This window comes from Kiloniellales bacterium (assembly GCA_030066685.1).
In the GTDB taxonomy this organism is placed as follows: domain Bacteria; phylum Pseudomonadota; class Alphaproteobacteria; order Kiloniellales; family JAKSBE01; genus JAKSBE01.
This window is the reverse complement of the sequence record JASJBF010000037.1, coordinates 1-15250: the sequence shown is the minus strand read 5'-3', so window position 1 is coordinate 15250 and position 15250 is coordinate 1. Positions and strand designations below refer to the sequence as shown.

13 protein-coding genes are annotated in these 15250 nt (G+C 69.6%); 7 read left to right on the top strand and 6 right to left on the bottom strand.

Going from position 1 to position 15250, the window contains the following annotated elements:
- Positions 1-14 precede the first annotated feature (14 nt).
- The gene (locus tag QNJ30_20935; protein ID MDJ0945940.1) at positions 15-398 is read right to left on the bottom strand and encodes a hypothetical protein; all 384 of its coding nucleotides are present in this window, start codon (positions 396-398) and stop codon (positions 15-17) included.
- Positions 399-514: 116 nt separating this feature from the next.
- Here QNJ30_20935 and QNJ30_20930 point away from each other — a divergent pair, with 116 nt between their 5' ends.
- Entirely contained in the window at positions 515-2173 is a 1659-nt protein-coding gene (locus QNJ30_20930; GenBank protein MDJ0945939.1) for a choline dehydrogenase, read from the top strand.
- Between the two features lie 11 nt (positions 2174-2184).
- On the opposite strand, the gene QNJ30_20925 is transcribed toward QNJ30_20930, so the two are convergent.
- Both QNJ30_20925 and QNJ30_20920 read right to left on the bottom strand, forming a co-directional pair.
- Positions 2185-3393, bottom strand: coding sequence for a hypothetical protein (locus tag QNJ30_20925; GenBank protein ID MDJ0945938.1), 1209 nt, complete (start codon positions 3391-3393; stop codon positions 2185-2187).
- A gap of 288 nt (positions 3394-3681) precedes the next feature.
- The gene (locus QNJ30_20920; GenBank protein ID MDJ0945937.1) at positions 3682-4086 is read right to left on the bottom strand and encodes an OsmC family protein; all 405 of its coding nucleotides are present in this window, start codon (positions 4084-4086) and stop codon (positions 3682-3684) included.
- Positions 4087-4226: 140 nt separating this feature from the next.
- Between QNJ30_20920 and QNJ30_20915 the strand changes: the two genes are divergently transcribed.
- On the top strand, positions 4227-4709 hold the full coding sequence (locus QNJ30_20915; GenBank protein MDJ0945936.1) for a cytochrome c: 483 nt from the start codon (positions 4227-4229) through the stop codon (positions 4707-4709).
- A gap of 71 nt (positions 4710-4780) precedes the next feature.
- A complete protein-coding gene (locus QNJ30_20910) occupies positions 4781-6193 on the top strand; it encodes a multicopper oxidase family protein (protein MDJ0945935.1) in 1413 nt (470 codons plus the stop codon).
- A gap of 60 nt (positions 6194-6253) precedes the next feature.
- Here the strand turns inward: QNJ30_20910 and QNJ30_20905 are convergent, their stop codons facing one another.
- Positions 6254-7087, bottom strand: coding sequence for an alpha/beta fold hydrolase (locus QNJ30_20905; GenBank protein MDJ0945934.1), 834 nt, complete (start codon positions 7085-7087; stop codon positions 6254-6256).
- Between the two features lie 11 nt (positions 7088-7098).
- Positions 7099-7428, bottom strand: coding sequence for a metalloregulator ArsR/SmtB family transcription factor (locus tag QNJ30_20900; protein ID MDJ0945933.1), 330 nt, complete (start codon positions 7426-7428; stop codon positions 7099-7101).
- Between the two features lie 143 nt (positions 7429-7571).
- Here QNJ30_20900 and QNJ30_20895 point away from each other — a divergent pair, with 143 nt between their 5' ends.
- Positions 7572-8162 (top strand): DUF3365 domain-containing protein, encoded by a 591-nt coding sequence (locus QNJ30_20895; protein MDJ0945932.1) that lies wholly within the window; start codon positions 7572-7574, stop codon positions 8160-8162.
- An 18-nt stretch (positions 8163-8180) separates the two neighbouring features.
- Here QNJ30_20895 and QNJ30_20890 read toward each other — a convergent pair whose 3' ends face one another.
- Positions 8181-9743: a trimethylamine methyltransferase family protein gene (locus QNJ30_20890; protein MDJ0945931.1), complete on the bottom strand. Its 1563-nt coding sequence runs from the start codon at positions 9741-9743 to the stop codon at positions 8181-8183.
- A gap of 295 nt (positions 9744-10038) precedes the next feature.
- Between QNJ30_20890 and QNJ30_20885 the strand changes: the two genes are divergently transcribed.
- The 3 genes from QNJ30_20885 to QNJ30_20875 all read left to right on the top strand — a co-directional run bounded on the left by QNJ30_20885 (position 10039) and on the right by QNJ30_20875 (position 14831).
- Positions 10039-12483 carry an FAD-dependent oxidoreductase gene (locus QNJ30_20885; protein MDJ0945930.1) on the top strand — a complete coding sequence of 815 codons (2445 nt, stop codon included), beginning with the start codon at positions 10039-10041 and terminating at the stop codon, positions 12481-12483.
- Positions 12484-12755: 272 nt separating this feature from the next.
- Positions 12756-13190 (top strand): universal stress protein, encoded by a 435-nt coding sequence (locus tag QNJ30_20880; GenBank protein MDJ0945929.1) that lies wholly within the window; start codon positions 12756-12758, stop codon positions 13188-13190.
- 96 nt (positions 13191-13286) lie between these two features.
- Positions 13287-14831: an alanine/glycine:cation symporter family protein gene (locus QNJ30_20875; protein ID MDJ0945928.1), complete on the top strand. Its 1545-nt coding sequence runs from the start codon at positions 13287-13289 to the stop codon at positions 14829-14831.
- Positions 14832-15250 lie beyond the last annotated feature (419 nt).

Below are 15250 nucleotides of genomic sequence, written 5' to 3'. Positions count from 1 at the left end.
GACGGCCTGCTAGATCACGAAATCAGGGACGGCGGGGCCCGGGCCAGCTTTTGGCCGGACCGGCAAAGGCCCCGCTGCGGCTGGTCGGGTTGGGCCTGGCGAAGACGCAGGCCCTGGTGAGCCCGGCCGAGCGGCGGGGCCTTGGCGAGCGGGAGCTGGAGGCCGGCTCCCATGAGGCAGGCGTCGCAGACCGCAACACCCGCCTCCGACTGCTGGGAGGCAGGCTCCGCCTGAACCAGGCAGAGCGTCGGAAGCGTGCCGTCCGGCAGGGCGTAGTCCGCGAGATCGACCGGGTTCCCGCGCGGCAGGGCGTGCGCGAGGCCGAGCAGCGACATCGCCACCGCGACGACCGCCACGACCCCGAGCCGGAACCCTCTCGACCGCAGACCAAACGCCATGGTTGTACAAGACGCAAGAAGCCGCGCCCTGTCAACAGGCAAGCGCCGGCACCTGCCCCTTGACGGCCCTCCCTCCGCCCGGCGAGATGGACCCGGGCGGGAGAGGAGAGTGCGACATGCCGGAGGGCTTCGCGGGCGCGCCCAGCGTCGGCAGCTTCGACTACATCATCGTCGGCGCCGGCTCGGCCGGCTGCGTCCTGGCCAACCGCCTGAGCGCCGATCCGGAGGTCTCGGTCCTGCTGCTCGAGGCCGGCGGCAAGGACAGCTACATCTGGATCCACATCCCGGTCGGCTACCTCTACACCATGAACAACCCCCGGACCGACTGGTGCTTCAAGACCGAGGCCGAGCCGGGGCTGAACGGCCGCGCGCTCGACTATCCGCGCGGCAAGGTCCTGGGCGGCTGCTCCTCGATCAACGGCATGATCTACATGCGCGGCCAGGCCCAGGACTACGACCAGTGGCGCCAGATGGGCAACCGGGGCTGGGGCTGGGACGAGGTCCTGCCCTACTTCCGCCGCTCCGAGGACCACTACGCCGGCGAGAGCGAGTTCCACGGCGCCGGCGGCGAATGGCGGGTCGAGACGCCGCGCCTGTCCTGGGAGATCCTGGACGCCTTCCGCGACGCCGCGGCCGAGGTCGGCCTGCCGGCGGTCGAGGACTTCAACCGCGGCGACAACGAGGGCGTCGGCTACTTCCAGGTCAACCAGAAGAAGGGCGTGCGCTGGAACACCGCCAAGGCCTTCCTGCGGCCGGTCCAGGACCGGCCCAACCTCACCGTCCTGACCCGGGCCCAGGCGGCCCGCCTGCGCTTCGACGGCCGGCGCGCGACCGGCCTCGACTTCTGGCACGACGGCCGGCCGGCCCGCGCCGAGGCCCGGCGCGAGGCCGGGGGCGAGGTCATCCTGGCCGCCGGCGCCGTCGGCTCGCCGCAGCTCCTCGAGGTCTCGGGGATCGGACAGGGCGCGCTGCTGCGCGAGCAGGGCATCGAGCTCCGGCACGAGCTGCCCGGGGTCGGCGAAAACCTGCAGGACCACCTGCAGGTCCGCATGGTCTTCAAGGTCAAGCACACGGTCACCCTGAACCAGCGCGCGGGCAGCCTGCTCGGCCGCGCGGTCATGGGCCTGGAGTATTTCCTGTTCCGGCGCGGGCCGCTGACCATGGCGCCCAGCCAGCTCGGCGGCTTCGCCAGGAGCGATCCCAGCCGGGCGACGCCGAACCTGGAGTATCACATCCAGCCGCTGTCCTGCGACCGCCTGGGCGACCCGCTGCACCCCTTCCCGGCCTTCACCGCCTCGGTCTGCAACCTGCGCCCGGAGAGCCGCGGCTCGGTCCACATCAGGAGCGCCGACCCCCGCGAGGCGCCGGCGATCCGGCCCAACTACCTCTCCCACCCGGCCGACCGCCAGGTCGCCGCCGACGCGGTGCGGCTGACCCGGAAGATCTGCGCCGCCCCGGCCCTGGCCCGCTTCGCGCCGGAGGAGTACAAGCCCGGCGCCGAAATCGACAGCGACGAGGACCTGGCCCGGGCCGCCGGCGACATCGCCAGCACCATCTTCCACCCGGTCAGCACCTGCAAGATGGGCCAGGACGACCGCGCCGTGGTCGATCCGCGGCTGCGGGTCCACGGCCTGGAAGGCCTGCGCGTGGTCGACGCCTCGGTCATGCCGACCATCACCTCGGGCAACACCAACTCGCCGACCATCATGATCGCTGAGAAGGGCGCGGAGATGATCCGCGAGGACCGCAAGGCGGCCGCCAGCCGGGCGGCCTGAGGCCGGCCCCGTCAGCAGCCGGGCAGCTCCCCGCTGAGCCTGTTGCCCCGCGGCACGCGGTCGAACCAGTGGGCCCAGGCCTCGGCGTTGCGCCGCGGCGCCAGGTCGATGATGTCGCCGCCCAGCGGGCCGTCGCTGCGCCGCAGACGAAGGCGCCGCTCCGGCCGGCTGCCTTCCTTCAGCACCAGGTCCAGACGCCCGTCATCCAGCGTGAGCCGCGCCCGGGAGGCGCCCCTGACCCCCTCCCAGGTGAAGACCCAGGCCTCGCCCTCGGGCGCACCGGCGCCCAGGACCATTAGCCTGGCGGAGCGCAGGGGCTGCCCCCTGGCGAAGGGCCGTGCCGCCCCGACCGCGTAGAGCCCGTCTTGATCCCGCCAGAGCCAGAGTTGGACGACCTCGACCCGGCGCGGACCGCAATCGACGTGACCGAAGGATCCGAGATATCTCAGGTTCTCCGCCCGAGGCGCTGGATCGATGGGCGGCGGGGCCTTGGCGAAGGCGACGGGTCGGTCCCGGAAGGTCAGCGTCAGCTGGGTCGCGCCCCGCCGCGTCACGGTCACCGGCCGGGGCGGAAGCGAGGTCGTCCGGCGGGCCTCGGTCAAGGCGCCGGCCCAGGTCCTGCCGTCTCCGCCCTCGGCGCGGCGCAGGACGGTGGCCGAGACGAAGTCCAGGGTCTCCGCGTCGCGGAGCCGGCGAAACAGCCAGACCCGCCCCTCGGCATTGATGATCAGGCGGGTCGCCAGGGGATCGCCGTCGGACAGCCAGTGCCCGGCCGGCAGCCCCTCGGGCGCCGGCGCGAAGGGGCCGTAGTGGTCTTCGTAGACCTGCGGGCTGCGGAAGCCGCCCTTTGCGACCAGGACCAGGCCCTCCAGGAAGCGCGCCTGTTCCCGCTCCTCGGCCTGCCAGAGCACCGCCGCGCCGGCCCAGAGCAGGACCAGCGCCGCGCCGTAGACCGCCGCGAAGCGCCGCCACCGGGCCCGGAACAGTAGGACCGCGGCCCCGCCGTAGAGGCCGCCGAGCAGCGGGGCGATGGCCAGGATGTCGACCCGGATCGGCTCGCCGGAAGCGAACCAGAGCCGCGCTTCGTGCAGGGTCGCCAGGGCGCCGAGGGCGCTCGTGACCAGCAGCCAGACCCGCAGCCAGCCCCTGGCGCGCAGCGCCGGCCAGAGCAGCGGCGGCCAGAGGCCCAGCAAGGCGAGGTAGAGGAAGTAAAGGTCCATGGCGGTCGGCGGCCCGGGTCGCTCGCGTCGGGCGTCCTTTATGCATCCGAAGCCATGGGCGTCGGCTTAACGCGACATCAAGGCTTCGTGACCGCGATGCGGTTGGAGCCACGGCGGTCTTGGATTAGGCAGGCGCCCTCCGGCAGCGACCGGTCGCCCTCGAAGGCAATCAAGGTCCATCGGCTCTCCTGAGAACCCCGGCCCGCAGGATTGGCTCCGGCTCGTGCCTCCTTGAGCCTGTCATGGCCGGGCATGACAGCCAGGTTGAATGGCCCACCAGCAAAGCGCCTACGACGCCCCAAGGCTGACCGTCACCGGGAAGCCCCGGGCGATGGAGTTGCTGACGGTCGAGAGCGCCTGCGCCTGGGCGATCACCGCCTCGACGTCACCCTCGCCCTGGGCGCGCACGGTCATCGCGGCGCCGGTGACCAGCAGGGGCGTCTCCTGGAGCTGCAAGGTGACCTCGACCTCGACCTCGGTCAGCCGGACGCCGCGGTCGTGGGCCACGTACTGCAAATCGTTGCAGAAGCAGCCGCCGATCGCCAGGGCCAGGAGCTCGCCGCCGTTGAAGCCGAGGCCCTGGCCGCCCGCCTTGCCCGCCGGCCGGTCAGCGACCACGCTGCGCGGCCCCGCCCAGCCCAGGGCCGCCTCGGTCCCCTTGATCCGTCTCCAGGTCACGGAAATCACCGGCATCGCTGTCCCCCGTCGAGCCGTTTTCCTTATGAAGAGTCGACAGCTTGCCTTGACCTTCCGCCTGGCGGAACCCGTAAAAAGGGGCCCGAAGACAAGCCTCCGAGGGTCTCGACGACCTGCAACTTACACCCGGAGTCCGAATGACCGCGCCGCCCCTGCGCCGCCTCGGCATTGGCCTCGCGCTTCTGATACTGGCAGCGCTGGCCGGAGTCTTGCTGTGGTCTCCGAGCGAGCGGCGAGAGAGCGGTGTCCTGCGCCCCGACGACCGCAGCGTCGTGCAGGCCGGGCGCCAAGTCTACGCCGAGCACTGCGCTTCCTGCCACGGCGCCGATCTCGAAGGCCAGCCGAACTGGCAGGCGCGGCGCCCCGACGGCTTGCTGCCCGCCCCGCCCCACGACGCCAGCGGGCACACCTGGCACCACCCCGCCAGCCACCTGATCCGGTTCACCAAGTACGGCCCGCAGGTCTTCGCCGGCCCCGGCTACAAAAGCGAGATGCCGGCCTACGAAGGGATCCTGAGCGACACCGAGATCCTCGCCGTGCTGTCCTACATCAAGAGCACCTGGCCGCCCGAGATCCGCCGACGGCACGACGATCTCGACGCCCGGGCTTCCAGCCAATGAGTCTCCCCCGCCCTGGCGCGCTTGCGTTAAGGCTGCTAGCTTCCCGATCCGGACAGGAGTTCTCCACGGCGATGAATCGGCGCAGCTTTCTCTCCACGGCGGGGTCGGCCCTCGCCTTGTCCACCCTCGCCCCACGGCTCTCTCCGGCGGAGGCCTCGGCCGCGGTCAAGGTCCTGGAGGCCCGCCTCGCGCGGGCGCCGCTGATGGGCGACGCGGCGGCGCCGACCGCGGTCTGGGGCTACAACGGCCGGGTGCCGGGCCCGGTCATCCGGGCGCGGCAGGGCAAGAAGCTGCACCTGCGCTTCGAGAACGGCCTCGACCAGCCCTCGACCGTCCACTGGCACGGTATCCGCATCGACAACGCCATGGACGGCGTCGCCGGCCTGACCCAGGCGGCGGTGCGGCCGGGCGAGAGCTTCGACTACGTCTTCACCCCGCCGGATGCGGGCACCTTCTGGTACCACCCCCACAACCGGACCTGGGAGCAGATGGCCCGCGGGCTCTACGGCCTGCTGATCGTCGAGGAGGCCGAGGCGCCGGCGGTCGACCGGGACCTGGCCCTGGCCTTCGACGACTGGCGCCTGGACGGGGACGGTCAGATCGACGAGGCCAGCCTGGGGCGCATGCGCGACTGGGCGCACGCCGGCCGGCTTGGCAACTGGCTGACCGTCAACGGCGTCTCGCAGCCGGAAATCGCTCTGCGCAAGGGCGAGCGCCTGCGCCTGCGGCTCGCCAACTGCTGCAACGCCCGGGTGCTGTCGCTCAGGCTCGACGGCCACGCCGCCTGGCTGGTCGCGCTCGACGGCCAGCCCATCGCCCCCTACCAGCCCGCCGACGGCGTCGTCACCCTGGCGCCGGCCCAGCGGGCCGACCTCGTCGTCGACGCGGTCCTGGGACCCGGCGCCCGGACCGCGATCCTCGAGGTCGGCGGCGCCCACGCGGTCGAGACCGCCTTTCTCGCCTACCGGCCCGAAGCACCCACGCGCGACCGGCCTTTGCCGCCGCCCGCCGCCTTGCCCGACAATCCGCTACCAAGATCCCTGGACCTCGGTGGCGCCCTGCGCCGGGAGCTGCTGATGGAGGGCGGCGCCATGGGTCGAATGGCCAGCGCCCGGTTCAAGGGCCGGCGCATGGGCCTGCGCGAGCTGGTCGACCAGGGCAAGGCCTGGGCCTTCAACGGCACGGCCGGCATGACGGACGAGCCCCTGCTGCGCGTCGAACGGGGCCGCACGGCGGTGATCGAGATGATCAACGACACCGCCTGGCCCCACGCCCTGCACCTGCACGGCCATCACGTCCGGGTGGTCGAGCGCGACGGCAGCGCCCAGACCGAAACGCCCTGGCGCGACACCGTCCTCCTCCAACGTAACGAGAAGGCCAGCATCGCCTTCCTCGCCGACAACCCCGGCAAGTGGATGCTGCACTGTCACATGCTGGAGCACCAGGCCGCCGGCATGGCGACCTGGATCGAGGTCTTGGGGTAATACCAAGGGGCGCGGTCCGGGCCGCTCGGTCGGCAGGCCTCGGTCCTGTCACCTCCTGGATCAGGCGTCGCAGCGCCCGAGAAAGCGGACCAGGGCCTCGCGATGGCGTTCTTCGTTCAGCGCCGCGATATGCCGGCCGCCTTCGAGCCGCCACAGGGTCTTGGGCTTGCCGGCGGCGGCGAAGAGGGCTTCGCCATGGTGCGGCGGAACGACGCGGTCCGCCTGCCCGTGCAGGATCAGGACCGGCGTCGGGCTGATCTCGGCGATGGCCTCCGCCGGGCGGAAGTCGTCGGTCATGATCTGCGCCAGCGGCCATTGCAGCGGCCAGGTCGGCCAGAAGGCGGCCAGCTTCTCCTGGGTGATCTCGCGATAGTTCGAAGGCGCGCCTTCGATGACCAGGGCCTTGACCTCATGGCGGTGGGGCGAGGCGGCGAGCGCCGTCACCGCGACCGCGCCGCCCAGGCTCTGGCCGAAGACGACCACGTCTCCCGGCGCCATGCCATCCTTCGCCAGCAGCGCGTCGAGCGCCGCATCGAAATCGCGACGCAGTCCCGAAAGGCTGGGCTCGCCCGGCGAGCGGCCGTAGCCGCGGTAGTCGAAGAGCAGCACGCCGTAGCCAGCCGCCGGGAGCCAGGTGACGATGGGAAGGTGCGTGCTGATGTTGCCGGCGTTGCCGTGCAGGAAGAGCAAGGTGCAGCCCGTGTCCCGCGCCGCCTCGGCGGGCAGGAACCAGGCGTCCAACGCCAGCCCGTCGGCGGTCTCGATGTTCATCTCCTGATAGGAAAGCCCGAGGCGCCCTGGATCGCCGGTCAGGTCCGCCGTCGGATAGAAGAGCAAGCTCTCGCAGGCGGCGAGAATCAGGCAGGCCGCGACCGAGAGCGCGACCCTCGGCACGGGGCCGGCCCTCAGGCCGCGCGGGACTTGCGGCCGCGCCTGCCCGCGGCACCGCAATAGCTGTCGTGGAGGAAGCCCATCAGCGCCCGGATGTCGTCGCGGGCCAGGCTGTAGTGGATGGTCTGGCCCTCGCGGCGGGTCTTGACCAGGCCGTCCTTGCGCAGCAGCGCCAGCTGCTGGGACATCGTCGGCCCACGGACTCCCAGGGTCTCGGCCAGGTCATTGACCGAGCGCTCGCCCTCGACCAGCAGGCAGAGGATCATCAGGCGGGTCTCGTTGGACAGCACCTTCATCAGCTCGGCGATCGCGGGCGCCGTGCGCCGCATTTCCTTCGGATCCATCCCGCGCCCTCTCCTCGCTTCGAAACAGGCTTGGATTCTCAAACAAAGCTCGCTACAGTGTCAATATATTCGAATCTTCGAAGTTACGATATCCAAAGTTGGCGGCGCGCCGGCGAAAGGAAGAGGACGAAGGGAGAGACTTGATGAAGCACGTGTTACGGCTGGCCCTGATCGCCGCGATGCTGGCCGCACCGGCGACGGCGCAGGAGCCCGACGCCCAAGCCTTGGAAGCCCGGGCCAAGGAGGCCAAGGCGGTAATCAAGCGCTTGGTCACCGCGATGCAGGCGGAGCTGAAGGTGGCCAAGGACGAGCGCGGGCCCGGCGGCGCCGTGTCCGCCTGTCAGCACCTGGCGCCGCAGGTCGCCGCCGATCTGAAGGAGGAGACCGGCTGGGACATCCGCCGCACCGCCCTCAAGGTCCGCAACCCCGAGAACCGGCCGCGGACACAGGAGCTGCTGGTGCTGCAGGCCTACGCCGCCCGCGCCGCCCGGGGCGAGCCCCTGCCCGAGATGGAGACCGTGCAGACGGCCGTCTACAAGGGCGAGCGCGGCGTTCATTTCATGAAGGCGATCCCGGTCCAGAAGGCCTGCCTCGGCTGCCACGGCAGCAAGCTGGCACCGGGCGTGGCCGAAGCCCTGCGCGAGGCCTATCCGGAAGACCAGGCGGTCGGCTTCGCGGAAGGCGATCTGCGCGGCGCCTTCTCGCTCTTCAAGCCCGTAAGGTCGACGGAGTAGCGCCGGCGCCCGGCGGCCTCACGCGAAGGCGTCGGGCTCGGAGTCCTTGCGCCGGGCCATGTAGGCCTGCAGGGCCTCGTCGATCCCGGGGTCCAGGGCCGGCGCCTCGTAATCCCGCAGCCACTTCTTCCACAGGGTGTTGGCGCGCTGGGCCGTGTCCAGGGCGCCTTCGGCCTCCCACTGCTCGAAGGAGTTGTTGTCGGCGACCGGCGAGCGGTAGAAGGCGGTCTCGAAGTTGGCCTGGGTGTGGGCGCAGCCGAGAAAGTGCTGGCCCGGCCCGACCTCGCGCAGGGCGTCCATGGCCTGGCCGCTCTCCGAGAGATCGTAGCCCTGGGTCAGGACCTGCATCATGGCGAGTTGGTCGGCGTCGATGACGAACTTCTCGTAGGAGGAGGCTAGGCCGCCTTCCAGCCAGCCGGCCGCGTGCAGCACGAAGTTGACCCCGGCCTGGACCGTCGGCAGCAGGGTCTGGCTACTCTCGTGCGCGGCCTGGGCGTCCGGCACCTTGGACCCGCAGAGCGAGCCGCCGGAGCGGAAGGGCACCCCCAGGCGACGGGCCAGCTGGGCCATGCCGTAGAGCACCAGCGCCGGCTCCGGCGTGCCGAAGGTCGGCGCCCCGGACTGCATCGACATCGAGCTGGCGAAGCTGCCCAGGATGCAAGGTGCGCCGGGCCGCACCAGCTGGGCGAAGGCGATGCCCGACATGGCCTCGGCCAGGGTCTGGGTCATGACCCCGAGCGGGGTCACCGGCGCCATGGCCCCGGAGAGGATGAAGGGCGTGACGATCGCCGCCTGCTTGGCCCGGGCGTAGACCTTGAGCGCGCCCAGCATGGTGCCGTCGAAGGTCATGGGCGAGTTGGCGTTGATCAGGCTGACCATCACCGTGTTCTCGGCGACGAAGGCCTCGCCGAAGACCAGCTTGGCCATGGCCACGCTGTCCTCGGCCCGCTCCGGCGCGGTCACCGAGCCCATGAAGGGCTTATCGGAATAGCGGATGTGGCTGTAGACCATGTCCAGGTGGCGCTTGTTGACGGGCACGTCGACCGGCTCGCAGACCGTGCCGCCGGAGTGGTGGATGGCCGGCGCCACATAGGCCAGCTTCACGAAGTTGCGGAAGTCCTCAATGGTCGCGTAGCGGCGGCCCTCGTCCAGGTTGCGGATGAAGGGCGGGCCGTAGACCGGCGCGAAGACCGTGGCGTTGCCGCCGATCTCGACGCTGCGCGCCGGGTTGCGGGCGTGCTGGGTGAAGCTTGCCGGCGCGGACTTCCGAATGATCTCCCGGCACATGCCCCTGGGGCAGCGCACCCGGACGCCGTCGACGTCGGCGCCGGCGTCCTTCCAGATCTTCAGCGCTTCCTCGTCGTCGCGGTATTCGATGCCGATCTCCTGCAGCACGGTCTCGGCGTTCTGCTCACAGAGCGCCAGACCCTCCTCGCTCAGGATCTCGTAGACCGGGATCTTGCGCTGGATGAAGCGCAGTTGCTCGCTCCTGCCGCCGCCGCGCGCCGCCCGCCGCGCCTCGCGGCCGCCGCTCTCGCGCCCGCGCCGACGCGCCCTGGCGATCTCTGCCGGATTTGCCATGGCCCTTGTCCCCAAAGCCTTGTCTTGCGGCGATAGTCCGCCCAGGCAGCACCGCCGCTCTGTCGCCCCAGCGACCGGCCTGCGCGCAATCGCGGCGGCGGTGCCGGGATCGGTCCCGTCAGGGGGTGCCGCATGTCGGAAATTCGGCGGGCAGCGTCGCACCTTCGGGGGACCGGGGCGCGCCGAGGGACCATGGTTTCCTTGAGACATACCCTCTAAGAGGCTGTAATCAGGACAGAAAACCGGCCCAGGGCGGCCGGGCGGCCTGCGGGGGACGGCAGCGAGGAGATTCGGCATGAAGAGCCATGCCCGCGTGGTTGTCATCGGCGGCGGCGTCAACGGCGTCAGCGTCCTCTATCACCTGGTCAAGAAGGGCTGGAACGACGTGGTCCTGCTCGAGCGGACCGAGCTGACCGCCGGCTCCACCTGGCACGCCGCCGGCCTCTTGCCGCTGTTCAACATGAGCTACAGCGTCGGCCAGCTGCACCAGTACTCGGTCGAGCTCTACAAGAGGCTGGAGGCCGAGACCGGCCAGGCCGTGGGCTTCCACAACACCGGCAACCTGCGCCTGGCGACCAACCGCGACCGCATGGACGAGTACCGCAACTACCAGTGCACGGCCGAGACCATCGGCGTCGAATGCCACCTGATCGGCGTCGAAGAGATCAAGAAGCTCTGGCCGCTCGCCTCCATGGACGGCCTGGTCGGCGCGCTCTGGCACCCGACCGACGGCCACATCGCGCCGGTCGACGTAACCATGGCCCTGGCCAAGGGCGCCCGGCAAAACGGCGCCGAGATCTACCAGCAGACCGAGGTCACGGGGATCGAGCGCAGCGAGAGCCTGGAGTGGATCGTCAAGACCGCCAAGGGCGAGATCGCCTGCGAGCACGTGGTCTGCGCGACTGGCAACTACGCCCGCGCCACCGCCAAGATGGTCGGCCTGGAGATCCCTTCGATCCCGGTCGAGCACCAGTACATCGTCACCGACGTCGACCCGGTGCTGAAGGACTACCGCGAGGCCGGCAACGCGGAGCTGCCGATCCTCCGCGAGTCCGACGCCCAGTACTACTTCCGCGAGGAGCGCATGGGCTGGATCCTCGGCCCCTACGAGAAGGGCGCCCCGGCTCGCTTCGCCGACGGCGTGCCGGCCAGCTTCGAGAAGGACCTCTTCCCGGGCGACCTGGAGCGCCTGATGCCCCACGTCGAGGCCTGCATGGCCCGGGTGCCCAGCTTCGAGAACGCCGGCATCAAGGACATCGTCAACGGCCCCATCGCCTACACGCCGGACGGCAATCCCATGGTCGGCCCGGCCTTCGGCCTGCCCAACTTCTGGCTTTCCGAGGGCCATTCCTTCGGCATCACCGCGGCCGGCGGCGGCGGCTGGCAGCTCGCCGAGTGGATGGTCGAGGGCGAACCCACGGTCGACATGATCGGCGTCGATCCGCGGCGCTTCGGCGTGGTCTCCAAGAACTTCGCCAGGCTGAAGAACGAGGAGGCCTACGAGCACGTCTTCATCATCCACTATCCCATGGAGGAGCGCCCGGGCTGCCGTCCTGCGAAGGCGCCGCCCTGCTACGACCGCCTGGATGCGGCCGGCGCGGTCTTCGGCCAGCGCTTCGGCTGGGAGCGGCCCAACTGGTTCGCGCCCGCGGGCACGGAGCGCAAGGACCTCTACTCCTTCCGTCGCTCGAACTGGTTCGAGCACGTCGGCAACGAGGTGCGCACCGTCCGCGAGAACGTGGGCGTCATCGAACTCTCGGCCTTCTCGAAGTTCGAGGTCGAGGGCCCCGGCGCCCGCGCCTTCCTGGACCGCCTCGTCGCCAACGTCATCCCGAAAAAGCTCGGCGGCATCACCCTCGCCCACGCCCTCAACCCCTCGGGGTCGATCCGCTCCGAGTTCACGATCAGCCGCCTGGCCGACGGGCTCTGGGGCGAGCGCTTCTTCCTGATCTCCTCGGGCGCGGCCCACGACTACGATCTGGATTTCCTGCAAAAGAACCTGCCGCGTGACGGCTCGGTGATCCTCAAGGACACCACGACCCAGTACGGCGTCTTCGTCCTCGCCGGGCCCAACGCGCGCAAGGTGCTGGAGAAGCTGGCCGACGCCGACGTCTCCAACGAGGCCTTCCCCTGGCTCACCCTGCAGGAGATGACCGTCGGCTTCGCGCCGGGGGTCCGGGCGCTGCGGGTCAACTTCGTCGGCTCGCTCGGCTGGGAACTGCACCACCCGATCGAGTACCAGAACCACCTCTATGACGCGCTCATGGAGGCCGGCCGCGAGTTCGACATCGGCCTGGCCGGCATGCGGGCCATGGACTCCCTGCGCCTGGAGAAGTCCTACCGGCTCTGGGGCACCGACCTTAACGCCGAGAACTCGGCCCTGGAGGCCGGCCTCAAGCGCTTCGTGCGGCTCAACAAGGGCGACTTCACCGGCCGCGACGCCCTGGTCCGCCAGCAGGAGGAAGGCGTGCCCAACACCTACTGCACGATCGAGATCGACGCCGACGACGCCGATCCCTTCGGCAACGAGCCGGTCTTCATGGACGGCGAGGTGGTCGGCCGCGGCACCGCCGGCGGCTACGGCCACCACGTCGGCAAGTCCCTGATGCTGGGCTACGTGAAGAGCGACTTCGCCGAGATCGGCCGCGCCTGCGAGGTCCGCGTCCTCGACCAGCGCCGCCCCGCCCGCATCATCGCCGAAAGCCCCTACGACCCGGAGAACGCGGCGCTGAGGGCGTAGCGTTTGATTTCGCGGTTCTGCCGCCGCCAACTAAATCCTGGACCCGCGATTGAGCCAGGGCCACACTGATCGCGCTCAAGGGGTCCATTGAGGACCGCTGTCCAGGTCCGGGCAACGAACCCGGACGCGCCCGGTTACATCGACGGGCTCGGCATTGTCTTGGGTGGAACAGGAGAGCGGACGGGCGTCACGACGGACTCCCAGTAGTCGTTTCGAGATCAAGTCGCAGTGGAGGTTCGTCGCATCGCCGCCCGACGCTCGGGAGGGGAAGCATGACGGACACATTCCTTCTGGCCGTGGACGGCAGCGAGCCTGCCGGACGCGCGGCCGACTATGCGAAGCTGCGCGCCAAAGCGGGCAAGGCCCGCCTCATCGTCGCCCACGTGATCGAGTGGTCGCCCTATACCTTCAACACCCCAGAGGAAAACGAAGAGCGCCACAAGCGACGTGAGGAGGAGATCGCCCGGGCCCAGAGCCAGGTTCTCGATCCCCTCGTCGCCTCGCTCAAGGGCGAGGGGCTTGAGGTCGAGGGCGTGGTCCGCCACGGCCATGCTGCGGAGGTGCTCAGCGCATTGGCCAGCGAGAAAGGTGCCTGCCAGATATTCATCGGCAGGCGCGGTCTGTCCAAGATCAAGGCGATGCTCTTCGGCAGCGTTGCCGGATCTCTGGTTCAGATTTCGCCGGTTCCGGTCACCGTCGTGCCCTGACCGGAGTCACCACCACCGACTTCACGGTTCATTGCGCGGCCTTCCCCGGAGACTCCGGCGACAGGCGCGCCAAGAAAAAGGCCCTGGGAGGCACCCATGAAAAAGCTGATCGCAGCCGCTTTGCTGGCTCTCTTCTGGACTCCGGCCGCGCTTGCGCAGGAGACGCAGGAGCGCGGGATCGACACCGCCATCAACGAGGCGATCGCCCCGATATCCAATTTCATCGTCGGCATCATCTTCTATTCGGTGCCGGTCTTCGGGGTCCAGTTCCCCCTGATCGTCATGTGGCTGGTGATCGCCGCAGCGATCGCCACGGTCTACTTCAACTTCATCTCCTTCCGCGCCTTCAAGCACGCGATGCAGCTGATCCGCGGCGACTACGCCGATCCCAAGGACGCCGGCGAGGTCTCGCACTTCCAGGCCCTGGCGACCGCGCTTTCGGGCACGGTCGGGCTGGGTAACATCGCGGGTGTCGCAATCGCCGTTTCCATCGGCGGGCCGGGCGCGACCTTCTGGATGATCCTGGCCGGCATCATGGGCATGTCGCTGAAGTTCGCCGAGTGCACCCTGGGCGTGAAGTACCGCAACGAGTACGCCGACGGCTCGGTCTCCGGCGGGCCGATGTACTACCTGAGCAAGGGCCTGGCCGAGAAGAACATGGCCGGGCTCGGCAAGTTCCTGGCGGTCTTCTTCGCGGTCTGCTGCATCGCCGGCGCGCTCGGCGGCGGCAACATGTTCCAGGCCAACCAGTCCTTCCAGCAGATCGTCAACATCACCGGCGGCGAGACCGGCTTCATGGCCGACAAGGGCTGGCTCTTCGGCCTGATCGTCGCCGGGATCGTCGGCGCCGTGATCATCGGCGGCATCAAGTCGATCGCCCGCGTGACCGAGAAGGTCGTGCCCTTCATGGCCGTGGTCTACTGCACCGCGGCGGTGATCATCATCCTCGCCAACATCACCGAGGTGCCGGCGGCCTTCGGCGCCATCTTCGTCGGCGCCTTCAGCCCGGAAGGCGTGGCCGGCGGGGCCATCGGGGCCCTGATCCAGGGCTTCAAGCGGGCCGCCTTCTCCAACGAGGCCGGCGTCGGCTCGGCCTCGATCGCCCATTCGGCGGTGCGCACCAAAGAGCCGATCACCGAAGGTCTGGTCGCCCTGCACGAGCCCTTCATCGACACCGTGGTGATCTGCACCATGACCGCGCTGGTCATCGTCATCACCGGCTCCTATTCCAACGAGGCCGGGATGAGCGGCGTCGAGCTCACCTCCTCCGCCTTCGAGAGCGTCTTCCCCTGGTTCCCCTACGTCCTCGCCCTGGCGGTGGTGCTCTTCGCCTTCTCGACCATGATCTCCTGGTCCTACTACGGGGTGAAGTGCTGGACCTACCTCTTCGGCGAGGGGCAGAAGATCGAGCTCGTCTTTAAGGTGATCTTCTGCATCTTCGTGGTCATCGGCTCCTCCATGAGCCTCGGCCCCGTGGTCGACTTCTCCGACTCCGCGATCTTCGCCATGGCGGTCGCCAACATTATCGGGCTCTACATCCTCTTCCCGGTGGTGAAGCAGGAGCTCGCGTCCTACTGGTCGCGGCTGCAGGAGGGCCAGATCAAGAGGTACCGGACGACCTGGCTGATCCACACCGACTGAGACGCCGGGCCGAGCCCGCGTCCTTCGAGGGGCCGCCGTCAAGCGGACGGCGGCCCCCACCCGGCGGAGACGGAACGCTCGGCCCTGCAGGCTGAAGACCTGCTCTGTTGTCGCATTAGATTTTCTGACCTGACCTATAGGGATTCGTCGTTTGCGCTGCGCGGCGGCACGTTGCATTTCTCTTCCAAGACTCGACTCGCCTGCAATGCCAAGCCAAGGACAGGTCCAAGCTTCGGATGAGGAGATCTCAAATGAGTTATGCCAAGCCGCAGAGCTTTCAGCCGGCCGGACGCGCGCCGGGCGGAACGCAGATCCGGCTCTATCTCGGCCTCTCGGCGATCCTCGCCCTGGCCGCCTGGGGCCTGGTGAGCGACCCGAAGCTGCCGGACGCCCCCGAGCTGGCGGCGGATCGCGGGACC